Genomic DNA, 25,358 nt, shown 5'->3' with positions numbered 1-25,358 from the left:
ACCGGACAATGAAATCTATACAAATCATTAATGGACGTCAAGCAGCTTGGTTGCTCGGATCATTATTAACCGGAGGCGGTCTGCTCAGCCTTCAGCATGAGCTGATCCGGACCTCGCATATGGACGCCTGGTTTACGTATTTGTTCCCTGCACTGTATGTTCTGGTGTTTGGGTACGTATTGGTGCAGCTTAGCATGAGGTTTCCCAATATGCATTTGTTCGAGATCATTTTCGCGCTGTTCGGCAGGATCATCGGCACCGTCGTTAACCTGCTGCTTGTCGTGCACCTCTGGGTGATCCTCATGCGGGATTTGCTGTCATCCGGCAAATTTATAGGGACGATCTTGCTTCCCCAAACCCCGGAAGAAATTATCGTCTTGCTGTTTATGATTTTGCTGATGTTCTACGGACGCACCAGCGTGGAAGTGATCGCAAGAGTGAACGATTTGTTTTTCCCGATTTTTTTCCTGTTGGTGCTTCTGCTGCCGTTCATGCTGTCCAACGAGCTGGACCTGGAATTGCTGCAACCCATTTTGACGGTTCCAGCGATCCGTTTATGGTACTCCAATATTCTGGGCATCGGTTGGTTCGGCGATGTCTTTGTCATCGGCGCTTTTATGCACACGATGTGGAGCATCAAGCAATTCCGGTCCAGTATTCGACATGGGACCCTGATGGCCGTTCTGCTGCTGACGATCTTCCAATTTCTGCAAGTGATCGTTTTTGGACCGAACCTTCCCGGCAACATGATTTATCCGAGCTACAGCCTGGTGCAGCAAATTCATATTACGGACTTTCTCGACAGGGTCGACTTGTTTATCTTAAGCATCTGGTTTCCGGTGACGGCCTGCAAGGTGATCCTGATTTATCTGGCCTTTTTAACCGGGGTGACCAGCCTGCTGAAGAAGAGAGATTATACGCTTCTGAACTCGCCGCTAAGTCTCGTTCTGCTCATGACGACACTTCTCGCCTTCAAAAATACGACCGAGGTGTTCAGCTTTGGCAATTACTGCTCACCCGTCCTTGTGCTGGCCTACCAGCCTGTGCTGTTGATCGCCCTCTGGTTGCGGATGAGACGTTTTCCCATACGCAGCACAGAAAAGAACCGTCACGGCCCGGATAAGGACAGCACGCAGCAAAAGTCCGGACAGCCTCAGGACAAGCGGGATCGCCCCCCGGGCAAGCATATGCAGAACCGGTTGGCTCATATCCCCCTTCAATCCTGGGTACGGATAGGAAACCTGTTGATTTTTCTTTGTTTCGGATTTGTTATCTTAGGTCTTTCCGTCAGCCGGGATTACTCTTTCGCAGGCATGATCTGCGCGACCGGCTATTGGATCTGTTTAATCGGGATGGTTCTGACCTCGCATATGGAGATGAACTATGTTTCTAAATACTCGGCAAAGGAGGCACCCGATTCTTAAAGTCATCCAGATACCATCCCCATGCCGATGCAAGGCCGCCCGTTCCGTTACATTCCTCCGGACGGTATGAAACAATGACAAGAGCAAAAACTGAAAGGAGTCTTTATGAATTTCAAGTGGTTTCAAAACAAGCTGACGTTCGTTATGATACCCGAAGCGAATGAAAGCGTAATTCGGGTCAAGCTGTCCCGCGGTACTCTATGGGGTACTACCGCAGCTGTAGTGCTCCTGGTTGTCACGGCCAGTTGGATCTACTTGCACCATTTGCACACCGCCGCTTCCATGTATATGCAAAAAGCTGCGCTGCACGGCAAAACAATAGCACTTGAGCAGGATTTGCAGAATAAAAACGCAGCCATCGAGCAGCTGCACAATGACATTTTCGCCCTCTCCAAGCAGGCCGCGGAAATCCATCACAAAATGGAAGAAATGAAGCGCCTTGAGCAGGATTTGCAAAAGCTCGCGGCCGATGCGGCCGGAAACGGCGGAGCGGTCGTTACCTCAGCAGAGCCGGGGGCGGATTCCTCTGCCGCCTACCATGGACTAGGGGGGCCGGAATGGCCCGTATCTACCGCTGAAATCAGGAAGCTTGCAAGCGCCACCGGAGCTGCCTATTCAGCGCTGCAAACGGAGATGGATAAGCTGCATACCCGTTTTTCCCATTCGAAGCAGCTGCTGCAGGCAAAGCTGGAATACCAGAGGCGCACGCCCGACATATGGCCTACGCTTTCGAGAATTGTGACCTCGCCATACGGGTACAGGAAAGACCCGTTCACGAAGAAGCTCAGCTTTCACCGCGGAATCGATATCGCCGGCCAACTGGGCGATCCCGTATATGCCGCGGCCGAAGGTATCGTGGATTCCGTGGGTTACGACAAGCTGCACGGCCACAATATTATCGTAGAGCATACCCAAGGGCTTCGTACCTGGTATATGCATTTAAACAGCGCCGATGTGCGCAAGGGGGTGGCTGTCGATAAAGGCCAAACCATTGGCAAGCTGGGGACGACAGGACGCAGTACAGGCCCCCATTTGCACTATGAGGTGCTGATGGGGGATAAGAGCGCCGACCCGCTGCCTTACCTGCCCTCTTCATGATAGAAAGGAGAAGCGTTTATGCGGATTCGTTTATTCAGTAAAGGCGGCTCTTCCCGCAAATCGGGCGGTGAAGTTTCGTTAATCGGAGAGGAAAGCGTATTCGAAGGCGTTTGGTACTCAGAGGCGGATATTCGTATTGAAGGGGAATTCAAAGGAGTGCTTCAAACGACAGGAGAAGTCGCCGTCGGAGAGAAGGGCAAAGTCCGCTCCACCGCGCTTCGGGCCCGCGATGTAGTTGTCGCCGGGCATTTGGAGGGTCAGGTGCAGGCGGCCGGCATTGTTCGCATCACCTCTACCGGCCGCCTCCTCGGCACGGTGCAGGCGGCCTCGCTGATTATCGAACAGGGCGCTGTTTTCCAAGGCCACAGCGAAATGTGCGAGTCCATGCAGGAGGATGTGACGATCGCTATCGCCATGCTATAATGATTAGAAAGCTAATAGAGAGAGTAGGAGTAGCTTATGAGTAAACAGACGATACTGTTTGATATGGACGATACGCTCATTTATTGCAATAAATTTTTCGATTCGGTGATCGACCGGTTTGCTGATCAGATGAAGACCTGGTTTCAAGGATATCCGTTATCCGTGGAGGAATTGAAGAGGAAACAGGCTCAAATCGATCTGGAGCGGGTAATGTTAAACGGATTTTCGCCGGACCATTTTCCCCAGTCGTTCGTGGATACTTACGAATATTACTCGGAGTTGACGGGACGCCCCAAGAGCCAGGAGGAAATCGGGCGTTTACTTGCACTTGGCTCTTCCGTTTACAGTCACAGCATTGAGCCCTACGCCCATATGGAAGAAACGCTGAATGAGCTCCAGGAAAACGGGCACACTCTCCACCTGTACACGGGGGGCGATCCGGCGATTCAGATGCGCAAAGTGACGGAGGCCGGTCTTGACCGTTATTTTGGCGACCGGATTCATATTACCCGGCACAAGAATGCCGAATTTCTGAACGGATTGATCCGGGGATACGGATTGGACCGCAGGAACACTTGGATGATCGGCAATTCCTTGCGCACCGATATTCTGCCTGCACTGAAGAATGGGATTCACGCCATATTCATGCCTGCGGAGCGGGAGTGGGCGTATAATCAGGTGGAGGTAGACGTCAAGCCGTCCGGAGCTTATTTTACCTTGACATCATTAAACCAAATTCCGAAAACGATCCACGGGTACACGCTCTCGAAGTATGCATCGGGCTCTTAAGTACTTTGAATGATTCCCCGTTCTCTCCCATACAATAATAGGGGAGAGGAGATGGGCGAATGAATCGGAATACCGGAACGGTTGAAGCCGCCATGAATCGTTTGGCAGAGGGATTGCTGGAGCGGCAATCCCCGGACGGATCATGGCGTTTTTGCTTTGAGAGCGGAATATTGACCGATGCCTATATGATCATTATCTTAAGGTTATTAAAGCTCGGCGACGAGCGTCTTATACGGCGTTTGGCTTCCCGGATACTGGACAAACAAAGGCCCGGGGGATCGTGGACATGGTACCATGACGACGATGAGGGGCATTTGTCGGCTACGGTGGAGGCCTATTACGCGCTTCTGTACTCAGGTACAGTCGATCAAACGGATGAGGCTCTACAGAAAGCCAAACGTTTTATTATAGCCAAAGGCGGGCTTCACAACGTCAGCGGATTGCTTACCAAAGTGATATTGGCTGTCACCGGACAGGTTCCCTGGCCCCGTTTCCGCCAAATCCCGATTGAAATGATGCTGCTCCCTTCTTCCCTTCCGATCAGCTTCCATGATTTATCCAGCTATGCTAGGGTACACCTTGCCCCCGTTCTGATCCTCGCCGACCTCAAATTTGTAATACGAACCGAGGCAACGCCCGACCTGTCCGAGCTGTTGACGGCTGACCCGGATCCGGCGCTGCGAAAGCATGAGCAGGAGTCGCGGTGGTTTCCCTTCGCCGAACAAATCAAAGCGGGCATCCAGAAGCTCGCACTGCTCCCCGAAGAGCTTCATCAGCAGGCCTTGCGGCGAGCGGAATCCTACATGCTGGATCGGATTGAGCCGAACGGGACCCTGTACAGCTATGCCTCCAGCACTTTTTTGATGATCTATGCCTTGCTCGCGCTTCGATACGATGCTAATCATCCCGTCATCCGCAATGCCCTCCAGGGCTTGAAATCGTTGGCCGGTGAGACGGACGGACAGCAGCATATCCAGAATTCCTCTTCAACGGTTTGGGATACCGCGTTGATCAGCCACGCTCTGCAGGCAGCCGGTTACTCCGCAGAGCACCCGGCTATAGCGCGGGCGGACGCATACCTGCTCTCCCGCCAGCACACAAAGCTCGGTGACTGGAGCCTGGGATTGGATCATCCGCTGCCGGGCGGCTGGGGTTTTTCCGATGTGAACACGATCATACCGGATGTGGATGATACGACCGCAGCGCTGAGGGCTTTGCGCGCAACCCCCGCCCGCTTTGGCCCGCAGTTTCGGGAGGCGCGGGATCGCGGCCTGCACTGGGTGCTGTCCATGCAAAACAGGGACGGCGGCTGGCCCGCTTTCGAGAAGGGCAAGGACTCTGCCCTTCTTACCCGGCTTCTGCCCGTCGACGGCGCCGAAGCAGCGGCCATCGATCCGTCCAGCGCCGACCTTACAGGACGCACGCTGGAATATCTGGGCAGTGAAGCGGGATTCGATATCGCTCATCCATTCGTTCGCCGCGGCGCTGACTGGCTGATCCGGCATCAGAAGCCGGATGGCTCCTGGTACGGCCGCTGGGGGATCTGCTATATATACGGGACATGGGCCGCTATAACCGGACTTATGGCCGTCAGAGCGCCGAAGCAGCATGTCACTGTCCTGAAAGCGGTGCAATGGCTGGACTCGATCCAAAATCCCGATGGCGGCTGGGGCGAATCGTGCCGCAGCGACCAGGTGAAAGCCTATGTCCCGCTGCATGCCAGCACCCCTTCGCAAACGGCTTGGGCGCTTGATGCGCTCGTGGCCGTCCATCAGGTACCTGCCGATTCCATCCAAAAAGGAATCCTGACTTTGTCTGAAATGGTATTGCATGACAATGCCGGATGGACTGCCGAATACCCGACGGGCGCAGGACTGCCCGGTAATTTTTATACCCGCTACCACAGCTACAATTTCATTTGGCCCTTACTGACCCTCGCAAATTACAAAAAGAAGTATGGCGGGTGAGAGAAAACGGGCCCAGATTAATCCGCCTGTGTTACATTCAGCGCCTTGCCAGCCCTCCGGACGGATAGGTTGAACTCCGTCCACGATTCCGGTTGACGGTGTTCAAGTCTTACCCGAAAGCGCTCCAACGCGTCATCTACCCCTTGCACTTCGGGATGCAGGCGTTTCAGCTCTAGCAGATAGGGTACGGCCTCATAGCTTAGACTGCCGAGATAAGCCGCATCGATCTCCCCTGTAACTTCATACCTTTGAATGTTATTGCAGGCGATCATCGCATCGATGTTCATATAATTCAAGACGACATAAGCTGTGATTACAGCAGCCGTATACCATTGAAACAGAGGCAAATTCTCTTTCCACAGCTTAAGCAGAGCAATAATGAACAGCACCAGCAGCAAAATCATAAATGCGTGTACCAGCAGCCTGGTCACCGTATAACCGTATGCTTCCTCATACATGGTCAGGCGCAAAAACGCGGAGCTGAGCACCACGCCGGTACAGCCGATGAGCACCGCTAGAAGGATGCGAAGAAAGCGCCATGCCTTCCGGCCGGGACGCTTTACGCCGTATAGAGCGGTTAGCAGCACGGAGAAATTGATCAGGGTGACCAGAACCAGCTCGGCAAAGCCTTTTCTCGCATAGGAGGCATAAGTGATACCCTCCGGAAGGGCGGCGGCGCCTCCTCCGAACAAATAGGAAAACTGAAACACGGCAAACCATACATAAACGGCATTCAGCAGCATCAGAATGGTAGCGGCTACTGTCGCATCCAGCTGTGGTAAGACGGAAAGCAGGCGGTTCGATTCAGACCCTGAGTCGGATGGCTCCCATAAGGCCGTTTGATCCTGGGCTTCAACGGGAATCGGACCCGAACGCTTCACTTCCCTACCCGCCTGAACATAGGCAAAGAGAACGAAGGTAACAGCCGCAATCCAAGCGAAGCGAAGCAAGCCCACAGAAAGGTCCCCCATCAAGTCAGGTAGCTGGGCTAAGGTTCGTTCAAACACGGAATCGGCCGATGCCAGAAGCCCGATGACAGCGATCAGCAGCGGAACGGACAGAGCGATCCCCAACATCACCTTGAGCATCCCTTTAGCCTTATCCGCTTTCATCTGCCCGGTCAATGATTGGATCAGGATCACTACAGGCTGCGGCAGCCGTTTTAACGTCCCAAGGATCACTTGCTCCAGCAGGAGCACGACGGAAGTGCTGCGCTGCTCTCCTCTTATGCCCCACACGGTATGTACGATGATCAGCAGCGGTACGGCGAGGGAGTTGAGAACGTGCAACAGAACGTTCGTATACCATACATAAGTGAACGACAGAAACAGCACTGGCACGAGCAAGACAGCGGAAAGCCTGGATCGGAACGATTCGGTTCTCGGGACGTAGAGATAAAAATACAGATAGAACACCAGTACGAATAAAGGATACGATACTCCCCAAGCTTTAGCGTAAAATAAATAATGATGCAGCACTCCGCAGCCGAAAGCGGCAGCCAGCAGCATAACATCGCTTCGCAGTCTCTCCGAAGACTTGATCATATGAAGGCCCCTCCTTAGATCTTTAATGAATCGCAGCCTCTTCCCGCGGACGGCGCATATATCGGAGCATGTCCAGGATCAGCTTGCGCATTTCCTTTGTTGTCCCTTCACCGGACGGGCTTTTGATCCTTTCTCCAAAAGGAAGCCTGTCCTTCAGCATCACTAAAGTGCTTCGGTGATCCGGCAGCTTATCCGCCCAATAGACGAACAGTTCGGCCTCCTCGAGTACAAGCGTCTCCACCCAGCCCATTCCATGCAGGCGGCCATAGGCAAGCTTGGCTATACTCCCAAAGACTTGCAGCAGCCGTTCCTCCGTCTGGGCCTGCTGCACAGACCTTTCAACCTCCCGCAGGATCTGTTCCTCCCACCCTACGGTAAGCGGCATTGCCGCTCCGCCGCTGCGGCGGCACTCCATTTCCGGCAGCACATTGGACTGCATCAATCATTCCTCCTTCAAATGTTCTTCGTCGTTACTTTATAGTGTAGCTTGAAAAATACGAACAAAAAGCGCAACTTTTAAATTGAAAATTTCGTATTTTATCATATTGGATTTGTATTTTACGGGAGGAAAGCCGGTTATGAAATTATCGGGCCACTACATCCGTCTTCGCCGTCAATATCCGCATATCACCGAACATCAGGAGTTTTTTGTTACCTTGGACGAGCTGGCGGTTCAGCTCGATTGCACACACCGCAACGTCCAGCTGCTGCTGAGAAAAATGCAGGATGAGGGTTGGCTGACCTGGACCGCCGAACGGGGACGCGGCCGCCGCTCCCGGCTCTTGTTTATTCAGAATGCGGACGATATGATTCTTTCCGCCGCCAAAGAGCTCGTGGAGCGCAAGGATCTGCGGGGCGCACTGGCGCAAATCAACGTATCGACCTTACCCGATACGTTCAAAGACAGCTTTCATCATTGGCTGAACAGCTACTTCGGTCACCGCAGCGAGGTCAAGGGCAGCCGGCGGCTGGATACGCTTCGCTTTCCGCTTGCGCAGCCGCTGCAATCACTGGATCCGGCCACGATTCACTATACGGCCGAGGCGCATCTTGTCCACCAATTGTTCGACCCATTGGTCCGCTACAACCGACTTACCGGAGCGATAGAGGCACACCTGGCGCACGCTTGGGAAGCGGACGAGTCCAGAACGGTATGGACCTTTCATCTGCGCAAGGGTGTGCAGTTTCACCATGGGCGGGAGCTGACGGCAGAGGATGTCCGGTATACGTTCGAACGGCTCAAACGGCTTGCGGCAGGCTCCCTTTACAGCTGGATACAGCAGCAGATCGATGGTGCGGAAGTGCTGGATCCGGTTACCGTCAGCATCCGTCTCACCGAACCTAACGAGCTGTTCCTTCAGTTCGCCGGCACAAACCGGGCTTCCATCCTGCCGGCGGAGATTTGCGAGGAGCGGCAAGCGGATTTTGCGCTCGCTCCCGTCGGCACCGGACCGTTTAAGCTTACACATTACGACGGTTCCGTTTGCGTCCTGGACGCCTTTCACAACTATTTCCAAGGGAGGGCGCATCTGGACCGGGTCGAGCTATGGCATATCCCGGATATGGAGAAGCAGGATCGCGATCGGACACTGGAGAGCTTCCAGATCATTCATAACTACAGGCTGGCGGACGAGGCGGAACATCGGTGGGAACAGGTGCAGCAGCAGGGTACAACGTGCCGCTTTCTCACCTTCAATCTATTGAAACAAGGACCGATGAACGATCCGGAATTGCGCGGCCTCGTGTGTTCCGCCCTTCATCGCGGAAGGCTGCTCGAGAGGCTCGGCGGCGACGCCATTTTCGCGGGGGACAGCTTTATCCGGCACCGGAACGGTCTTCCGCACGATGCGGAACCGGTTCCTTACTCTCCTGAAAAGCTGAGGATGCTGGTCAAGCGCTCGGGCTACGCAGGGCAGCCGCTTACTCTGTGCACAATCACCAATTACGAACGGGACGCTCTGCATGTCCAGGCACTGCTGCGGGAGGCAGGATTTGCTGTGGAAATCAACCTCCTGACGGCTCAGGAGTTCAAGAGCGAGCAGCGGCTGCACGCCGATCTGCTGCTTTTTTCCATCATGCTCGACAACGATGCGGAACTGAGGATCATCGATTTATACAAAAGCATGCAGCGACATCTCGAGCCCTCCGTCAAAGCGCATGTCGCCAAATTGACCGATAAGATTCTCCGGGAGCCGTCCGCTTGGCGGCGCGCTGAATGGCTGCAGGCCATCGAATCTCATTTGACCGCCAGGCAAATGCTTTGCTTTCTTTATTTTAAAAGGCTCAAAACGCTCTACCACTCCTCCGTCCGGGGCATTGCGCTCGATTCTCTGGATTGGGTGCAGTTCAAAAACATTTGGTTCAAGCCATAAGCAGCCTTTCTTGTGAATAAAGTATAAGGAAGGAGAGAGCGAAAGGAGATCGGTAAGACGTGAGGAAGCCGAACCAATTCGTATACCGTAACGACCGATACGGATTTACCCTGCGTTTTCCCACATGGTGGAGAAATTACTGCGTTGTCGGTGCAAGAAGACAGGATCGCGATTCCGAGTATGAGCTGCATTTTCGCTTTAAGTATAAGGGGAAATTATACGAAGATATCTTTACGATTCTGGTGTATCGAATGACGCGGGAGGAATGGATAAAGCAGGGATACGCGGAGTCGCCGCTTTCGTTTATTGCGGAAGTGGACGGCCGAGTGTTCGCCTATTTGACGCCGGAAGAACTGCCGCATGCTTTTTACGACAATAAAACCGGAGACTATGATTACAAAAAATACCGGGCCGCCATTGAGCTGCTCAAAAGAATGGTCAACCAGGATGTACCGCGGATTGTACAGTCGCTGCGCTTCTTTGGCCATGCGGTTACGATGACATCGACCCCTTATCTCCTGAGCAAAGTATGCTCCTGTCGCATTCACAAACGCATCAAGCGGAAATAACCCCTTACCACCGGTCAAACGCCCATGCGGGCGCAGGCCGGCGCCTCCGTACTGAAAAAAAATCGCAAGTGGAACCCATCAGATCGCGGTCCGCCTCACGGGCCGCTCCCAACCTTCCTTCCCCGCATTGGTTTCGAAGTGCCCGTCCATGCCCGCGTACAATTCTATGAGTCGCCCTGTACCTCTCTGTCATCTTGTGCTATGATAAGTCTTCGTTATTTTTTGTGGAGAGGACGAGCGTTCAACGTGGCCAAGCTATATTTTCGATACGGGACCATGAACAGCGGAAAATCGATTGAAGTGCTGCGTGTAGCGCATAATTACGAGGAACAGGGAAAGAAAGTGCTGCTTTTTACTCCAGCGGTGGATTACCGCGATGGCGTGGGCACCGTAGCTTCCCGCATCGGCATGCGCAAAGAAGGGATTGTGATTGACGATCAACTCGACATGGTGGCACTGGCAGCCAAAGAAAGACCCAAATGCATCCTGATTGACGAAGCGCAGTTTCTGAACAAGCAGCAGGTGCTCCAGTTAACGGAAATTACCGATACGCTGGGCATTCCCGTAATTGCTTACGGGCTTCGGGCGGATTTCATGGCCCAGCTGTTCGAGGGCAGCTATCATTTGCTCGCGTGGGCGGATAAAATTGAGGAGATCAAGACGGTCTGCTGGTACTGCGACAGGAAGGCAACCATGAATATGCGCCTTGAGGACGGGCGTCCGGTATTCGAAGGCGAACAAATTCAAATCGGCGGCAACGAAAGCTATCTGCCGGTCTGCCGCAAATGCTATTCATCAAAAAAGAAACAAGCTCATATCCTGTAATAAGGGATATCCCTTAACCAAAGGACGAAAGCGAAGCGCATGCGGCTTTGCTTCGTCCTTTTCATTTGCGGTTGATCAACGGCGGGCTAAACCTACACCGCCCAATTCCCGTTTCGGATCAGGGGTTCCCGGCGGCCGTCCGGGGTCAATCCGTCTACATTCATATCCCCGGAACCGATCATAAAATCCACATGGACTAAGCTGGTGTTGGCGCCGTTGTCTGAGAGCTCCTTTTCGGACATCCCGGTGCCTCCTTGAAGATTCACCTGGTAGGCTTGCCCTAAAGCCAAATGGCTGGAGGCATTCTCATCAAACAACGTATTATAGAAAATCAGATTGGCATTCGAGATGGGCGATTGATGCGGCACCAGCGCAATTTCACCCAAACGGCCTGCTCCGTCGTCCGTGTCCAGAAGCCGTTTTAGCGCATCGTAACCCGTTTCGGCCGAAAAATCCACGACCTTGCCGTCTTTAAAAGTAAGGGAAAATCCGTCGATGATTTGTCCGGCGTAATTCAGCGGCTTAGTGCTGCGCACCACCCCGTTTACGCCATCCTTATGAGGCATGGTAAACACCTCCTCCGTCGGCATATTGGGGTTGAACCAAACGCCCTTGGCATTCTCTTTGGCTCCCCCCAGCCATACATGTTTCTCCGGCAGATCGACGGTCAGATTCGTGCCCGGCGCTTCGTAGATCAACTGCTTATACCGTTTGTTATTTAACAGCTCGACGGTTTGTGCCAGGTGCGCATTGTGCTTTTTCCACGCCTCGATCGGATCCTCCAAATTCACACGGGTCGCCTCAAATATGCGGTTCCACAACGCTTCCACAGCGGCATCCGCCGGCAGATCCGGAAATACCTTTTGCGCCCATTGATCGGTAGCGATCGAGATGAGCGACCACGCAACCTTATGCGCCATGATATAACTTTTGTACGTTTTCAAGGCCGAAGCATTCGTTTTCGTGGCGGCTGAGATCCGGTCGGGATCCACATCCTTCATCAGATCCGGGCTGGGTGAATAAATCGAAAGGAACGCCGCTCCGTTCTCCGCCATCTCCGTCAATCCCTGAGCCTTCCACATCGGATATTCCTGAAAAGCCTCCACAGGAGCCAGCTTATATTTGATATGCGCGAGCTGCTCGTCGTTCCACTCTACATGCACATGTTTGGCTCCGGCTTCATAAGCTTTGACGGCAATGAGCCTTACCAGTTCGACTGCTTGAAGCGGTGCGTTCACAACCAGCGTCTGCCCTTTCTGCACGTTCACACCCACATGCACAGCCAACGCCGCGTACTTCTCCAACTGTTCTTTTGTAGGAACCATAGAGCATCCTCCATCATTAAAGTTGTTTTCTCTACAGTATAACCTTTTCTCACCGCGGCACCAAATTTTTTCCACATAAAGAAAACCGCCTTATAGGACGGTACCATGCCTCAAGGCGGAGCAAGCGTTCAAATATTACCGAAGCAAGTAACATTTTCGCATGCCGATATTCCCTTTTATAGGCTGTTAGCAGCATAAAAATGGACCTTGGTGCGGAGCAAAAAAAGTTATACAGCCGACAATAATAGACAACATTTTTAGACTCCCTGATATATCATGTAAGAGTTGATTCCAATCTGTAAAGAATTCCAAAATTTAGGAGCCAAGGTAACTTATGATTAACCTTTCGGAACGTATATCGGCATCCAAAAAAAGATGCCAAACCTTCGGATTGAACCCCGTCATGATTCCAAAGCCTTCCGGAAAATTGACGCCGGCCGAGCTGCAAAACAGAAGGATCAGGTTTGACGAACTCCTATCCGTCATGAGCTTGTTTGCCGGTCGAATCATGCATCTGCTGAACAACACGCCTCTTTTGTTGGTCCTTACGGATGAAAGTGGTTATATATTGGAGATGTACGGCGATCAATTAATCAAGAAGACCGTAACCGACCTTGGAATCGTCAAAGGCATCCAGTACACGGAAGAATCCATGGGAACCAATTCGGTTCATATGGCCTTGACGGAACGATCACCCGTTTCTCTGGTCGGTCAAGAGCATTATCACGAGGCTTTGCATCATTTGGCTTGCTACAGCGTCCCGTTTCACTTCACCAGAAGCCATCATTTGTCGGGCACCATATCCCTGCTGACGACAATCGACCACCAAAACCCGGTTTTTATCGCCCTGCTTTCCAATATCGTGGACTCCATTGAACGAGAGCTTCTGCTTTCAAGAAACAACCAAAAGCTCGATCTGTTGAACCGGATTCTCATTAAAAATATGCGGCACGGAATCATTATCACCGATCCTTACGGAAGAGTTTCCGAATGCAATCCCTTTGCCGAGCAAATTGCCAATTGCAAAAAACAGGACCTGATCGGAAGCTCTATATTTGACATACAACCGTTCGGAAAATACATGTACAAAGTGCTCGAATACGGCCAATCTTACGAGAACGTGGAATTAACCTTTGGTAATATTCAAAACGGAGGCATCGTATGCCAGTTTGACAGCTATGCGATCTACGACGATAAAAACAGGGTCATCGGCGCCTACGCCCAGTTTCGTGACATCACGGAGCGCTTCCTGTTGGAGCGGCAGGTCATCACGGCGGAGAAGTTCTCCGTGATCGGCAAGCTGGCTGCCGGTCTGGCACATGAAATCCGCAATCCGTTGACTTCCATAATCGGCTTTATTAAAATACTCAAAACCAGTGAAAACCCGGCCACCAAGGAAAAAAAATATATTGAAATCGTTTACAATGAGCTGCTGCAGTTGGACAAGCTGGTTTCCCAGTTTGTGTTGATGGCCAAGCCAAGCTTTCCCGACCGTAAGCTATTCAACATCCAGGAGCTGGTTCAAGAAACACTGCTTTTTATGGAAAGCCAATTTATTATCAAGAATGTTTCTGCACAATTTCTCCACGAGAACAACCCCATTATGCTGCATGCCGATCCTCTCCAAATCAAGCAAGTGCTGATTAATATCCTGCAGAATGCGTTAGAAGCCGTTGATGAGAAAGGAATGATTCTGGTTTCGTTGGAATCCGATTTGAATTATGTGAAAATCCGGATCGAGGATAACGGCATCGGCCTGGATGAGGACGAGCTTGGCCAAATTCTGAATCCTTTTTTCACTACCAAAGAAAACGGGCTGGGGCTGGGGCTGTCGGTCAGCTATCGGATTATTGAGAATCACGGGGGAACGATTGACATTACCTCGGATAAATATGCGGGAACCACCATGACGATTACGTTACCCTTGCTGCAGTCCTGACAACAATAAAGAGGACGCTTCTTCAAGCGTCCTCCGGCTCGAGCCTCCCGCAGGCACTGCTTGGGGAGGTTTTAGATTTGAACTTCTCTTTCTTTGAAAATACGCATCACTACGCCCAATGCGGCTATCGCTTTGGGAAAGCCCGCGTATGCCGAGCAGTGCAGGACCAATTCCACTATTTCCTTAGGACTGAGTCCCACATTCAGAGCGGCGTGAATATGAAAGTCGAGCTGATCCACGGCCCCTTGCGTGATTAACGAAGACAGGGTAATGAGCTCGCGCTGCTTGATATCCAGTCCGGGACGGCTGTAAATATCCGCAAAGCCGTTGCTGACGATAAATTCAGCGAATCCCGGATAGAAGCTATGAATCGCTTCTAACGGAGGGAACTCCTTTCCCCCCGTCATTTCTTTTAAAACCTCCAACCCTTGCTCATACCTTTCGTCTGCCATAATCATACTCCTTTCAACCGTAAAAAGATTCTTGCCAAGGTTATTCCAAGGTTAACAGTCTGGTTAAAATGGGCGGGATTTCATTGGGGTCAACTATGATCTCAATGACGGTAGGACCATGCGAATGCAGCGCTGTTCTTACGGCATCCCGGATCTCCTGGGCGGTTCGGCAGCATATGCCGGTTGCCCCTAAGGAACGGGCGAACATGGCGGCATCCAGAGGCGTTTCGTATACCGCGCCTACACTGCGTCCGGTATTATAGGACATACCTTTGTCGACCATGTCCAGTCTACCGTTATTCATGACAACAAACACGACCGGGAGCCGGTGGTTAACGGCAGTGGCAATTTCCATTCCGTGCATCATGGCGCACCCGTCCCCGGTCAGGCACACGATCGTACGATCCGGCAAAGCCGCTTTGGCTCCGACGGCGTAGCCGATGGCGTGACCCATGGCGCCGAAGACATCGTCGAAATAAAATGTGCCCGGGATGCGAATATCATAATGGCGAATCGCGTAGAAGGTATGACTGCCGTCATCCCCGAATATAATCGCATCGTCCGGCAAAGAAGAGCGAAGGGCCAGAATCGCCGTTTCCGCAGAGAGAACGTGTGTCTCCCCCAATTCCTTGGGCGGCACATCCAGCTCCGCTGTCGCGGCCGCTTCATAGACCTGTACCTCTGCAGCAGCCAGATCAATCAACCTCGCCAGATTCGTCTTGGCGTCCCCGAGAATGACGCAGGTTGGAACCGGAAGCGCTTTGGATACAAAGGTCACGTCATAATCAAAATGAATAACCTGCTTCGGCATCATTTGGGGCGTAAACCCGGACAAGGTCATATCGCTCAGCTTCGTCCCTACCGCAATTAACAGATCGACGCCTGATTTCATGTAGTCGTTTGCCTGTATCGTACCTCCAAGCCCAAAATTTCCAAGGCTGAGCGGATGATTTGTAGGAAAGGCCCCTTTGCCGCCGGGTGTCATAATGACCGGGATGTTCCAGTGTTCGGCCAATATGCGGATTTCATCGTAGGCTTCCGCAGCCATCACGCCTTTGCCGATGAACAGCACAGGCCTTTTGGCGGCATTCAGCAGCGGGATGGCTTCTTCCACATTAGCCGAGATCATCTGAGGAATATGATCGGGCAGATGAATCGTGAACGGCTCGACCTGCGCCATCAGAACATCAAAAGGAATGCAAAGGTGCACCGGTCCTTTAACGCCGGTTTTGGCTTTCTCTAGAGCATGTTGAACATAAAGGGGGACGAGGTCCGGCCGTTCGATTCTGGCACTGAACAGCGTAACCGGTTCAAACATCTTGACCAAGTCGGTACCGAAGCTGCTGGAATCCTGTCCTAATGCTTTGCCCGATTCCGCGGCCGAAGGCTGACCTGTAATAATCAGCAGCGGCAGGTTATAAGCCTTCGCTTGGCCGGCCGCAGTCAGCAGATTAGTCCCTCCCGGCCCGGACGTTCCTATGGCCACTCCCAGTTTTTTGTTGCCCAACGCGTAGCCAGCCGCTGCAAAGCCCGCTCCTGCTTCGTGTCGGGTCAGTACGAATTCCACACCCGCGCTGTCAAAATCGAGCATCAAGGGGGAAATGGATTTTCCGGGTATGCCAAATACGTGATTGATCCCCCATTCCTTCACATTGTTCGCCAATACTTGCGACAATCGCATGGTTACACCTTCCTATATCAGACTGTGACGCTTTTAAAGTATTTTGTCTTCAATTCCTCAGCAGGCAGGGGAGGACTGTAATAATAGCCCTGGATCTCATCACACTTCTGCTCTTTCAAAAAAGACATCTGCTCCCGCGTCTCGACACCCTCGGCGATCACATGCAAGCCCAAGTGATGGGCCATGGCAATAATGGCCCCTACGATCCTCGCATTGCTCTCATCGCTTATGATATCCCTGATGAAAGATTTGTCAATTTTCAGGCGGTGGATCGAAAATTGCTTCAAATAATTCAGGGAGCTGTAGCCCGTACCGAAATCGTCGATGCTGATTTGGATGCCGAGCCCGCTTAGCTCATCCAATATCGCACTCGCTTTTTCCACATCCATGGTCATCGTTTCGGTGATTTCCAGTTCCAAATACTGCGGCTCCAGTCCGGTTTCCTCAAGTACTTTTTCTACTGTTTTGTACAAATTTTTCTTCATAAATTGTGCTGTCGATAAGTTGACGGCGATCCGTATCTTAGGAAAGCCCGAATCCTGCCAGCGCTTGTTTTGCAAACAAGCTTCCTTTAAGACCCACTCGCCGATCGGAACAATCAACCCCGTTTCTTCGGCAAGAGGTATAAATTCGCTTGGGGGAATCAGCTTATACACGGGATGCTTCCAACGAATCAGCGCTTCCACGCCGACGATTTGGCCGGTATTCATATCGATTTGCGGCTGGTAGTGAAGAACCCATTCCTCCCTCTCCACTGCTTTGCGAAGTGCATTCTCCAGCGCCAATCTCTCATGGGACGACTGGTCCATAGAAGGTGCGTACAGCACATACGTATTTCGTCCTGCTTCCTTGGCTTTATAAAGAGCCGTATCGGCGTGAATCATTAAGGTTTCCGCATCTTGTCCGTCATCCGGGTAATAAGCAATGCCGACGCTCGCAGAAATATGGAATTCCTGCCCCTGGATCATAAAGCTGCGTTCAAAGTTGCATAAGATGGTCTTCGCCGTAAGGACGGCCGCCTCCGGTTCGGAACCTAGCGGTACGATAATCGTAAATTCGTCTCCGCCCATCCGAGAGAGGAAGCTGCCGGTGCGGAGTCCGTTCTTCAGACGGTCGGCGGCTTCGCACAACAGCATATCTCCGTTTTGATGGCCAAACGTATCATTGACCATTTTGAACCGGTCGAGATCAATATACAGGACAGCGAACCGGCTGTCGTTGTGTCTGGCCGTCTCAAACATTTCACCAAGCTGCTTATAAAAATTTCTGCGGTTCGGCAATCCCGTCAAGTCATCGTGATAAGCCAAATGATTATATTTTTCTTCGGCCTCGTATAGCCTTGTCACATCTCTGAACTGGCCGATGGCTCCGATAATCTGGTAATGTTCGTCATATATCGGGATCGCATCAAACAAGCAGACAAATTTCGATTTGGTCCTGTTTCTTTCGAGGATGAGCTGAATGTTCTCGTATTTGCTTCCTTTTTCGATAACATCCGATATGTATTGTCCCATAGGACTGAACATACGCACAACTTGATGTCGGTTCAAGCCTTTCCTTAAGCCCGTTAATTGTTCGGCGATTTCGTTCATTTCCACAATGGTGCCTTCTTTGTCCGTCATGATGATGCCGTTGCGGGTGGAATTGATCATGATTTGGTTCAACATGTTCAGCCTTTGGTTCTGCTTAATCAGAAGCAGCTCGCGTTCAATCGAATCGACAGCCAAATCAAGCAGAGTCAAATAAAAAGGGTTGGCCAGATCAATCGAGGTCATGATGGAGATCGTTCCGAGCAGGTCATTGCGATCTCTATAATGAAAAGGAACCGCATAGCAAGCGTGGGTGAAAAAATAAGTGTGGTAATGATCTTGGCCGATCAGTTCTACCGGGTGGCGTTCTTTGAGGCTCAGATTAATCACATTCGTCCCGCATGATTCCTCGGTGAACCGAACACCGATTTGAATCCCGAGCTGATTGACCGTCTGTTTAATCGTCTCATCCCCATCCATGTCCAGAATGACTCCCGTTTCATCGGATATGACGATTAAAATCGGATTTCCTTTGGAAGACAGCAGCAGTTTCTTCACAAAGAATCGAACGACGGCCAGCACGTTCTCATACTCGCTCAATTTGCGGTTCAGCTCGGACGTCGACAACTTTTCTTTAAAAACGGGAATGGTGTCAGGGTTGAGGCGAGCCTCCCGGCTTCTTTGCTTGGATGCCATGATATATTGCGCCTTGGACGGTTTTTGGTCCCTCTCCCTTTTTACGCTTTTTCCCAAGCCTCCCGCTTCTTCGTTACTTTGACTGTCCAGCATAATAATCAACATCCCTTTTGTAAAATAAGAACGAAAATAGGCAATTTATGAGAGTGAGCGCTACCTACTCTTCCACAAATACCTGAGCAATTCCTGCAAAAAAAAACATAAAATAATGGTTAAAACTTGACTTTATTCTCTTGTAGTTCTCTAGATCTATGGGATAACGCTTAAAATAATGCCTATGTACAACGGCCTGCACCTTTTCGCTTATTTGGGAATAAGCTGATATACATCTATGCGGGAGGGCGATAAGATGTTTCCCAGAGATCAATGGTACAAGCTTGGCCTGCTTCTGTATATGCTGGTTTGGTTTATGGGGAGCTTCTGGATGGGCGGAATGATAAAAAGCGGCGCAATCGTCCACTGGCTCGGCGTCGAGCTGCGGGCGGTGGAAGAATACGTATACTACGCGCTTGCCGGAGCGATCGGGGGCACCCTGTACGCCATGAGACTGTTTCACGCGTTTTATGATCAAATATCGGATCGTTGGATTTTATGGTATTTGCTGAGGCCGATTAAATGCGCGGGAGCGGCGGTAATGACGATCGTGCTGTTCCAAAGCGGCATCATGCTGCTGCAAACCGGCACCTCGATGGAAGCGAAAATCGGCATCGCTTTTTTGGTCGGCTTCGGCTACGGCAAGCTGATGGATAAATTGAAGGTTTTGACGGAAACCCTGTTCAACGGAAACAATGAGAAGACCTCCGGAGATCAACCGCCGAAATAATCGGGCCGCGCGATAGCCGGCTGATTCACATACGGGTATCCGTCTTCCGTTTGGAATAAGCCTTCCGGTACATCCAGCCGGAAGGCTTGCAGCATGCCGTTACGTGGCCAGCTTTACGCTGTAATACCTCATCGCTTGCAAAGAGCCGGTATACTCCAGCTGCCCCTGGTCCAACAGCTTCCGCAGGCGGTATTCGATGTACGTGTCGGATACGGGCTGATCCAAGACGCCGATGATTTCACCGACCAGACGGGCCGCTTTCAGCTCGCTGTCTCTGTTCGAAAGGAGCCGGTGCGCAGTTTCCAAGATCAGCGCATCAAAGTAACCCTCGTCCACAGTACGTACCGATCCATTCTCCACGATGCGAAGCAGCCCTCCGTCGGCGACAAGCCGGTTCCAATCCTTGATCTGATCCGCTCTATCCCGGCCGGATAAAGAGACGGCGTTGTCCGCCAGCCCGGCCAGTTGACCCGGTGAAGCCTGAGCTGCGCTGCGATAATCCCTGTCGGGGTAGAGCCGATGCAGCTCGGAAGTGACATCGATGACGGATACGGGGATATCCTCAGGCAAAGCGGCCAGCGCATAGCGAAGCCCTATTTGCTCGGTCGCCGAGTTTCCCGCCCACAAAACGACGGAGCCTTTGATCTGGCGCGGCCATCCCTGCCACAACATGAAATGTTTGAGTAGTGCCGGGATCATATCAGCTCGATCTTCTTCATTCAGAAACTGCTTCCACCATGCCAAACGTGACGGTCCTCCAACGCCTTCCAGAGGTCCATGCATCAAATCATCATCCAGGCTGATGACCGACTCCTGCGGACGGCTGCGGAGTGCCAGCTTCACCGCCCCGCGTGCTGACGGTCCGAAAACCACATGTGTCCTATATCCGCTCCAATCCCCAGCTTGTACGGACGGCGAAAACCGGGAAGATACATCGTCTCCCAGGTACCATTCCTGATCGAATCGCTCCAAAAACAGATTCATGAAGCTGTGCCTTTCTTCCGCCAACGCGCGTGCGGCCTCTGTGTTCATCAACGATTTCAGCTTCAGCAGCTTTTCATGAAAATGGTTGATTGCGGTTCCTGGTTCGTTCCTGTACTGCTCTTTGGTCATATGCTCCCGCGGAGGAAGCTCCGGGTGATGCAAGGCATGACCTTTCCATCCGGCGTAGGCGAACGTCCTCGCAATCCCGATCGCGCCGATGGCATCGAGCCGGTCGGCATCCTGAACAATGCGTCCTTCCAGCGTGGACATCGGCTGACCACGGCCTCCCCTGAAGGACATCGTGGAGATAATTTCCATCACATGTTGACGATGACGGACATCCACCCCGGCTTCTTCCAGCCACTGCTCAACCTTGCTAAGCCCCGCTTCCTTGTCCGGATTCAGCTTCTCATCAGCAATATCATGCAGCAGTGCTGACAGCTCACAGATAAAGACATCCGCCTGTTCCAAAGCGGCAAGCCGCTTGGCCGTTCCAGCTACCCGTACGATATGCCACCAGTCGTGGCCGCTGCTGTCGCGCTCCAATTCTTTTTTTACATAACTTCTTGCCTCTTCGATTATGCGATGTCGGTTCATAACCGTCTTGTTAACCTCCTCGCCTTCGCAGCTTCCTTGACAAGGGCTTGTACAAAGTATTGTAGCTTATGAAGTCGATTTTGGTAAGAGGACTCAGGAAAAAACGGACGAAAAGCTAAAAAGACCATTCGGCAGTCTCCGAACGGTCCGATGGCCATTTATTCCACAGGAAGAGTCACATAGCGCGCTCGTTTGGCTAAATATGTGTTTCCTCCGGTTCAGTTACCGTCATCATCTCTTCTGCCAAGTACGGCAGTCCCCCGTCCGGGCAGAGAGCACGGCTTTGGCTGGCTTCTTCCTGCTGGCGCGCAACCCATGTACGAATGATGTCATTCATGCGCTGCGCTTCTTTCGTCGGGAGCTGATGCCTGGCATTTTCCAGCATATAAAGCGAGCTCACCGGCAATTGCCTATGGAGAATGCGGACATAACGCTTGAATCTCTTGTCCTTTTGCCCGAATAAGAGCAGGATGGGGGCGCGGACCTCTTTCAGGCGTTTCGTGCAATTGTATTTCGCACTGAAGCGATAATATTGATACATGTTCCGGATATCCCCTTGCATGGAGGATCCGTACAGCTGTTTATACGTTTGCAGGCTGTCGGCATTGCCGGCTGAAATGGCGGCCGCAAGCAAACGTTTAACTCTTGCCGCCGTAAGAGCGGAGGCCAGCCAAATTTGCATTTTGAGAACAGGGGTGCTAACCTCCGACATAGTACTGACAAGAATGGCTCCAAGGAAGCGATCAGGGTAGTTCAGCATCGCCTCCAGCGCTATCGAACCGCCGGTGGAGTATCCGCAAAGGTACGCTTTTGGAATCCCCAATTCATCCATCAGCTGCCGTATATCCTCGGCTATAAGCGAGTATGTAACGGACTGCCTGGAATAAGGGCTTTTGCCGTGGCCGCGGATGTCGAAAGTGATCACCTGAAATTGATCCGCAAGCTGATGTTGTTGATAAGCAAACGTGAGTCCCGTCATCAAGGGCGGGTGCAAGAACAGAATAGGCACACCCTGTCCTTTGACCTGGTAGTACAGCCTGGTTCCGTTGATGTCGGCATAAGGCATGTGGGCCAACCCCTTTTGGTATTGTCCTGAGATAAATCGCATTTATCCTTTCCAGGGCTTGGGGAAGTTATACACATTCGGCAAATTCATTCACTATGCCAGAGCGGTACCGTCTCGTTCTGCCCGGTGGTAAGGTCAATATGCAACGGCAGCCGTATATCTTCAAGCGGGTACGTATGGTCTCCCCACTGAACCAAGACTTGCTTCAGCACAATCTCCTCAATTCTGGATACGAGAACCTGATCCTCTTCAATAAAGGGGGCCACCGCCAGCCTTTGATGGAACTTCCCTTGATGCCGCGCTCCTTCCCATGATGGCCAGTTCAAAGGGTAAGACGCATTGCCGGCGGTATCGGTATCCTCCGTGCTGTCGGATAAAAACGCCCGAAACGATAAAACAGGCGCTTCACGGTCCTTCAAATGTTTGGCGAAGCTTCCTTTAGTCCGCTCAAAGCTGTAGAAAAAATAAACGTGTTCTTTGTTGTACCAAACCTCGTAAATGGATAAAATCAGGTCCGTTTCAGGTACAGGCATCTCAATCTGATAGCTTCTGGTCAAACCCAGCTCCTCTGCCCTTTTAAGCCCGGGCGTTTTTTCATATTGATAAGCCTTGACCCGATCCCAGCTGACCGCATGCATGATTCGGGTACTGTCCTTCCTGAACCCTACTCCAATAACTATAAGAAACAAAGTTAGCGTTACAACGACGGCAATAAAAAGAGGTTTGGGAAAAAATATGGAGTTCAACTCATCACCTACATTTCTAAAAAAAAGAAAATAATACCTTTTTATACGAAAAAAGCGCTTACAAGTTGCGGTTTGAACTTAATATACACAGAATATCCAAATTTTCGATATCCGGAATTCATAAAACAATGGCCGGCTCCTTGAAGGGATACCGGCTGTTTATTTAGTCTGCCGCTGAGTCTCCAATAGAGCCGTCAGGATAAACGATATAGCTTGACACGCTGCCGGTTCCGTTGCCGGATACAGCAGTGCTCCACAGTTCATACCGGTCGACTTGACCGCTGGAATTCCAATTGATAAACAGCTGTGCTTCGAGGTCCCCCCGGCGTATTCCCTCTACATCGGCGTTCAATCCTCCGTACAGGTAGTCCGCTTGAGCTCCAAAATCATAACGCCACACTTGCTGCTTCGAGCTTTCGATCAAAGTCATAAAAGACGGATCGCCAAGCACCGCTTTTACTTCTTTTTGATCCATTCCGCGTTCCAGGCGATACTTGACCGCCCAGATTTTATGCTGTGCTTCATCCGCGTCCTTCGGCTCCGAAACAACAGAAACCATACCTGCTTTCGCATCATAGACAGCCCCTGCGCCGAGATTTTCAGCTACGAACCTAAGCGGCACATACGTATGTCCTTCATAGTTCAATGCAGAGAAACGGGAGCCTAATTCCTTGCTCGCGCCGTTAAATTGAAATTTGACAGGAAACAGCAGCGCCTGAATTTCACTGGATGCGTTAATGGTAGCAGAAGTAGCCAGAGCGGCCCCGCAAACCAGTCCCATGATAAATTTCTTCATAAAAAAACCTCCTCGGGTGCTATCCTCCTCATCCTCTTCCTCTATCATACTAGGTTTAGAGCCCGAGAATCATAGAAAGTTTTATCACCAAAGGCAAAAAAAGACTCCCCAGACGGGAAAGTCTCCGTTTCTCTTCCTATCCTCCGCCGCTTTCACCAGCGGAGTATATTCCGGATGTTTACGAAAGCACGTCCTTCCTGTCATTCAACCATTCGCAGGTATCCGCACATGCACACAATGCTTTTTTGACCGAACACCACGACCGCTTGGCATAATAGATCGGCACTTCCTGCTCTTTAGCCTGCTGTTTAATCGCTTTTGTCAAATTATGATTGACGTAATCGGTGAGCACCAGCACTGCATCAACCTTGTCCGGTATGCCCTTTCGTACCATTTGACACTTGCGACCCGACATATGCATGACTTCATCAAACCCAAGACCGGCCAAATGCTCGGGCATATTGCCCAAATGATCGGCTCCTACGACCAAAATCGATGCCATGTTAACGTTCTCCTTTACCAAATAGTTTTAGGGGATGAACTTAGCTGTTCTATGTATACCAAAGTTGTTTTATGATAATGATTCTCAATATCATCTATGTTATTAATGATAATTGTTCTCAGTCTTATTGTCAACTTTTTTGGGAAATATGTGGTCCCTTTTGAACGCTTATAGCCACTATCCCCAAAGCTCAGTATGGTATTCAAATGACATTTCGGATCGAAACGGCAAAATTCACACTTGAAATCAGAACATATGTTTGGTAATATTATATTACGAACATACGTTTCTGTTAAGGGTGGGTTTCGTTTGGAGTATAGGGCCATGACTTGGGAAGAATTTTGTCAATATTTCAATACGGAGGAGGCTTGCGCCGATGCCTTGTATCAATTCAAGTGGCCCAACGGGTTCTCCTGCGCCCGCTGTGGACATCACCTTGCCTCTACAATCGTCACCCGCAGGCTGCCGCTCTATGAGTGCCGCCATTGTTACTACCAATCATCTCTTACCTCGGGAACGATTATGGAAGGAAGCCGCACTCATCTGCGCAAATGGTTTATGGCCTTCTTTCTCATCTCACGGACCGAGTGCGGCACGAATGCCGTCGAGCTAAGCCGTGTGATCGGTGTTACTTACAAAACAGCCTGGTTAATCCTGAGAAAGATCCGTCATGTCATCAGTGAGGCCGATGGCCGCTCCCTTCTATCAGGCATCGTTCGGGTTAACGGATCCGTTTACGGACGACCTCACAATCCCAGCTGGTATCACCATCCACAAGAACATCCGCTGCTGATCGGCGCATCGATGGACGAGCAGGGAGAGCCTATCTGCATCAAAATGAAGCTTGTCTCCGAGGAATACAGAAGGGAGCGGCTGATCCTTCGTTCCGCTGAACAGAATTTTATTGAACAGCATATAGAACCTCGGACAAAAGATGTCCAAACCGTCACAAGCCGCTGGAGTCACAAACGCTTCCAACGGCTGCTGCGCGTCTCCGCCGCGGCTAGCAAATGGATCAACTCCACCTTTCATGGAATTGGCTCCAAACATCTTCAAGCTTATCTGGACGAATTTTGTTATCGTCTGAATCTCTCCCTTCAAAGAACGCCGATATTCCACCACCTGACGCACCTATGCGCCAAATCAGAGAAAGTTACCTATTCGATGTTAAAGGGTACCGTAACCAGATGAACTTTATCCTTTACGTCGGC

At 51.3% G+C, this 25,358-nt stretch carries 22 protein-coding genes; 11 read left to right on the top strand and 11 right to left on the bottom strand.

The features are described from left to right. Window positions 1-8: 8 nt before the first annotated feature. The 5 genes from IJ22_RS24680 (at window position 9) to shc (ending at window position 5,701) form a co-directional block, all read left to right on the top strand. Window positions 9-1,424, top strand: a complete 1,416-nt coding sequence (locus tag IJ22_RS24680; RefSeq protein WP_062410680.1) for a GerAB/ArcD/ProY family transporter — start codon at window positions 9-11, stop codon at window positions 1,422-1,424. Window positions 1,425-1,529: 105 nt separating this feature from the next. Beyond that, window positions 1,530-2,522, top strand: a complete 993-nt coding sequence (locus IJ22_RS24675) for a M23 family metallopeptidase (RefSeq protein ID WP_062410679.1) — start codon at window positions 1,530-1,532, stop codon at window positions 2,520-2,522. 18 nt (window positions 2,523-2,540) lie between these two features. Further along, window positions 2,541-2,945, top strand: a complete 405-nt coding sequence (locus tag IJ22_RS24670) for a bactofilin family protein (RefSeq protein ID WP_062410678.1) — start codon at window positions 2,541-2,543, stop codon at window positions 2,943-2,945. Between the two features lie 36 nt (window positions 2,946-2,981). Beyond that, window positions 2,982-3,734, top strand: coding sequence for an HAD family hydrolase (locus tag IJ22_RS24665; RefSeq protein ID WP_062410677.1), 753 nt, complete (start codon window positions 2,982-2,984; stop codon window positions 3,732-3,734). A 59-nt stretch (window positions 3,735-3,793) separates the two neighbouring features. After that, window positions 3,794-5,701 (top strand): squalene--hopene cyclase, encoded by a 1,908-nt coding sequence (gene shc, locus IJ22_RS24660; RefSeq protein WP_062410676.1) that lies wholly within the window; start codon window positions 3,794-3,796, stop codon window positions 5,699-5,701. Window positions 5,702-5,718: 17 nt separating this feature from the next. On the opposite strand, the gene IJ22_RS24655 is transcribed toward shc, so the two are convergent. Both IJ22_RS24655 and IJ22_RS24650 read right to left on the bottom strand, forming a co-directional pair. Next, complete coding sequence (locus IJ22_RS24655; RefSeq protein ID WP_062410675.1) at window positions 5,719-7,245, bottom strand: DUF4153 domain-containing protein; 1,527 nt, start codon at window positions 7,243-7,245, stop codon at window positions 5,719-5,721. Between the two features lie 22 nt (window positions 7,246-7,267). Continuing rightward, a complete protein-coding gene (locus IJ22_RS24650) occupies window positions 7,268-7,684 on the bottom strand; it encodes a hypothetical protein (protein ID WP_062410674.1) in 417 nt (138 codons plus the stop codon). A gap of 139 nt (window positions 7,685-7,823) precedes the next feature. Here IJ22_RS24650 and IJ22_RS24645 point away from each other — a divergent pair, with 139 nt between their 5' ends. The 3 genes from IJ22_RS24645 (at window position 7,824) to IJ22_RS24635 (ending at window position 11,011) form a co-directional block, all read left to right on the top strand. Next, window positions 7,824-9,617: an ABC transporter substrate-binding protein gene (locus IJ22_RS24645; protein WP_062410673.1), complete on the top strand. Its 1,794-nt coding sequence runs from the start codon at window positions 7,824-7,826 to the stop codon at window positions 9,615-9,617. 59 nt (window positions 9,618-9,676) lie between these two features. Beyond that, window positions 9,677-10,186: a hypothetical protein gene (locus tag IJ22_RS24640; RefSeq protein WP_062410672.1), complete on the top strand. Its 510-nt coding sequence runs from the start codon at window positions 9,677-9,679 to the stop codon at window positions 10,184-10,186. Between the two features lie 246 nt (window positions 10,187-10,432). Next, window positions 10,433-11,011, top strand: coding sequence for a thymidine kinase (locus IJ22_RS24635; protein WP_062410671.1), 579 nt, complete (start codon window positions 10,433-10,435; stop codon window positions 11,009-11,011). A 92-nt stretch (window positions 11,012-11,103) separates the two neighbouring features. Here the strand turns inward: IJ22_RS24635 and IJ22_RS24630 are convergent, their stop codons facing one another. Beyond that, entirely contained in the window at window positions 11,104-12,336 is a 1,233-nt protein-coding gene (locus IJ22_RS24630; RefSeq protein WP_054819613.1) for an aminopeptidase, read from the bottom strand. A 334-nt stretch (window positions 12,337-12,670) separates the two neighbouring features. On the opposite strand from IJ22_RS24630, the gene IJ22_RS24625 reads away from it, so the two are divergent. Then, on the top strand, window positions 12,671-14,275 hold the full coding sequence (locus IJ22_RS24625; protein ID WP_062410670.1) for an ATP-binding protein: 1,605 nt from the start codon (window positions 12,671-12,673) through the stop codon (window positions 14,273-14,275). A gap of 71 nt (window positions 14,276-14,346) precedes the next feature. On the opposite strand, the gene IJ22_RS24620 is transcribed toward IJ22_RS24625, so the two are convergent. The 3 genes from IJ22_RS24620 to IJ22_RS24610 are packed head-to-tail and all read right to left on the bottom strand — an operon-like array spanning window position 14,347 to window position 18,726. Next, window positions 14,347-14,727 (bottom strand): carboxymuconolactone decarboxylase family protein, encoded by a 381-nt coding sequence (locus IJ22_RS24620; protein WP_235594216.1) that lies wholly within the window; start codon window positions 14,725-14,727, stop codon window positions 14,347-14,349. Between the two features lie 40 nt (window positions 14,728-14,767). Next, complete coding sequence (locus IJ22_RS24615; RefSeq protein ID WP_054819609.1) at window positions 14,768-16,408, bottom strand: thiamine pyrophosphate-binding protein; 1,641 nt, start codon at window positions 16,406-16,408, stop codon at window positions 14,768-14,770. Between the two features lie 17 nt (window positions 16,409-16,425). Continuing rightward, entirely contained in the window at window positions 16,426-18,726 is a 2,301-nt protein-coding gene (locus tag IJ22_RS24610) for a putative bifunctional diguanylate cyclase/phosphodiesterase (protein WP_082660947.1), read from the bottom strand. A gap of 256 nt (window positions 18,727-18,982) precedes the next feature. Between IJ22_RS24610 and IJ22_RS24605 the strand changes: the two genes are divergently transcribed. Next, complete coding sequence (locus tag IJ22_RS24605; protein WP_054820158.1) at window positions 18,983-19,456, top strand: hypothetical protein; 474 nt, start codon at window positions 18,983-18,985, stop codon at window positions 19,454-19,456. A gap of 99 nt (window positions 19,457-19,555) precedes the next feature. On the opposite strand, the gene IJ22_RS25905 is transcribed toward IJ22_RS24605, so the two are convergent. From IJ22_RS25905 to IJ22_RS24580, 5 genes are all read right to left on the bottom strand, one after another. Beyond that, window positions 19,556-21,037 (bottom strand): DUF3658 domain-containing protein, encoded by a 1,482-nt coding sequence (locus IJ22_RS25905; protein WP_082660946.1) that lies wholly within the window; start codon window positions 21,035-21,037, stop codon window positions 19,556-19,558. A gap of 196 nt (window positions 21,038-21,233) precedes the next feature. Then, window positions 21,234-22,103, bottom strand: a complete 870-nt coding sequence (locus IJ22_RS24595; RefSeq protein WP_062410669.1) for an alpha/beta fold hydrolase — start codon at window positions 22,101-22,103, stop codon at window positions 21,234-21,236. Window positions 22,104-22,189: 86 nt separating this feature from the next. Next, window positions 22,190-22,741, bottom strand: a complete 552-nt coding sequence (locus IJ22_RS24590; RefSeq protein ID WP_062410668.1) for a hypothetical protein — start codon at window positions 22,739-22,741, stop codon at window positions 22,190-22,192. A gap of 271 nt (window positions 22,742-23,012) precedes the next feature. Next, window positions 23,013-23,645, bottom strand: coding sequence for a stalk domain-containing protein (locus IJ22_RS24585; protein WP_062410667.1), 633 nt, complete (start codon window positions 23,643-23,645; stop codon window positions 23,013-23,015). Window positions 23,646-23,823: 178 nt separating this feature from the next. Continuing rightward, window positions 23,824-24,147: a DUF2325 domain-containing protein gene (locus IJ22_RS24580; protein ID WP_054820151.1), complete on the bottom strand. Its 324-nt coding sequence runs from the start codon at window positions 24,145-24,147 to the stop codon at window positions 23,824-23,826. Window positions 24,148-24,471: 324 nt separating this feature from the next. Between IJ22_RS24580 and IJ22_RS24575 the strand changes: the two genes are divergently transcribed. Continuing rightward, window positions 24,472-25,338 (top strand): transposase, encoded by an 867-nt coding sequence (locus IJ22_RS24575; RefSeq protein ID WP_062410666.1) that lies wholly within the window; start codon window positions 24,472-24,474, stop codon window positions 25,336-25,338. Window positions 25,339-25,358 lie beyond the last annotated feature (20 nt).

Source organism: Paenibacillus naphthalenovorans, assembly GCF_001465255.1.
Lineage (GTDB): Bacteria > Bacillota > Bacilli > Paenibacillales > NBRC-103111 > Paenibacillus_G > Paenibacillus_G naphthalenovorans.
Note: the sequence above shows the minus strand (reverse complement) of the source record. Positions and strands in the feature narration are given on the sequence as shown.

Excerpts from the sequence above, each read along its gene's own strand:
- IJ22_RS24680 (WP_062410680.1), top strand. The coding sequence starts at position 9 with ATGAAATCTATACAAATCATTAATGGACGTCAAGCAGCTTGGTTGCTC.
- IJ22_RS24630 (WP_054819613.1), bottom strand. The coding sequence starts at position 12,336 with ATGGTTCCTACAAAAGAACAGTTGGAGAAGTACGCGGCGTTGGCTGTG.
- IJ22_RS24610 (WP_082660947.1), bottom strand. The coding sequence starts at position 18,726 with ATGCTGGACAGTCAAAGTAACGAAGAAGCGGGAGGCTTGGGAAAAAGC.
- IJ22_RS24580 (WP_054820151.1), bottom strand. The coding sequence starts at position 24,147 with ATGGCATCGATTTTGGTCGTAGGAGCCGATCATTTGGGCAATATGCCC.
- IJ22_RS24625 (WP_062410670.1), top strand. The coding sequence starts at position 12,671 with ATGATTAACCTTTCGGAACGTATATCGGCATCCAAAAAAAGATGCCAA.
- IJ22_RS24590 (WP_062410668.1), bottom strand. The coding sequence starts at position 22,741 with ATGCATGCGGTCAGCTGGGATCGGGTCAAGGCTTATCAATATGAAAAA.
- IJ22_RS24675 (WP_062410679.1), top strand. The coding sequence starts at position 1,530 with ATGAATTTCAAGTGGTTTCAAAACAAGCTGACGTTCGTTATGATACCC.
- shc (WP_062410676.1), top strand. The coding sequence starts at position 3,794 with ATGAATCGGAATACCGGAACGGTTGAAGCCGCCATGAATCGTTTGGCA.
- IJ22_RS24595 (WP_062410669.1), bottom strand. The coding sequence starts at position 22,103 with ATGCCTTATGCCGACATCAACGGAACCAGGCTGTACTACCAGGTCAAA.
- IJ22_RS25905 (WP_082660946.1), bottom strand. The coding sequence starts at position 21,037 with ATGAACCGACATCGCATAATCGAAGAGGCAAGAAGTTATGTAAAAAAA.
- IJ22_RS24575 (WP_062410666.1), top strand. The coding sequence starts at position 24,472 with ATGACTTGGGAAGAATTTTGTCAATATTTCAATACGGAGGAGGCTTGC.
- IJ22_RS24670 (WP_062410678.1), top strand. The coding sequence starts at position 2,541 with ATGCGGATTCGTTTATTCAGTAAAGGCGGCTCTTCCCGCAAATCGGGC.
- IJ22_RS24615 (WP_054819609.1), bottom strand. The coding sequence starts at position 16,408 with ATGCGATTGTCGCAAGTATTGGCGAACAATGTGAAGGAATGGGGGATC.
- IJ22_RS24620 (WP_235594216.1), bottom strand. The coding sequence starts at position 14,727 with ATGGCAGACGAAAGGTATGAGCAAGGGTTGGAGGTTTTAAAAGAAATG.
- IJ22_RS24585 (WP_062410667.1), bottom strand. The coding sequence starts at position 23,645 with ATGAAGAAATTTATCATGGGACTGGTTTGCGGGGCCGCTCTGGCTACT.
- IJ22_RS24605 (WP_054820158.1), top strand. The coding sequence starts at position 18,983 with ATGTTTCCCAGAGATCAATGGTACAAGCTTGGCCTGCTTCTGTATATG.
- IJ22_RS24655 (WP_062410675.1), bottom strand. The coding sequence starts at position 7,245 with ATGATCAAGTCTTCGGAGAGACTGCGAAGCGATGTTATGCTGCTGGCT.
- IJ22_RS24665 (WP_062410677.1), top strand. The coding sequence starts at position 2,982 with ATGAGTAAACAGACGATACTGTTTGATATGGACGATACGCTCATTTAT.
- IJ22_RS24650 (WP_062410674.1), bottom strand. The coding sequence starts at position 7,684 with ATGCAGTCCAATGTGCTGCCGGAAATGGAGTGCCGCCGCAGCGGCGGA.
- IJ22_RS24645 (WP_062410673.1), top strand. The coding sequence starts at position 7,824 with ATGAAATTATCGGGCCACTACATCCGTCTTCGCCGTCAATATCCGCAT.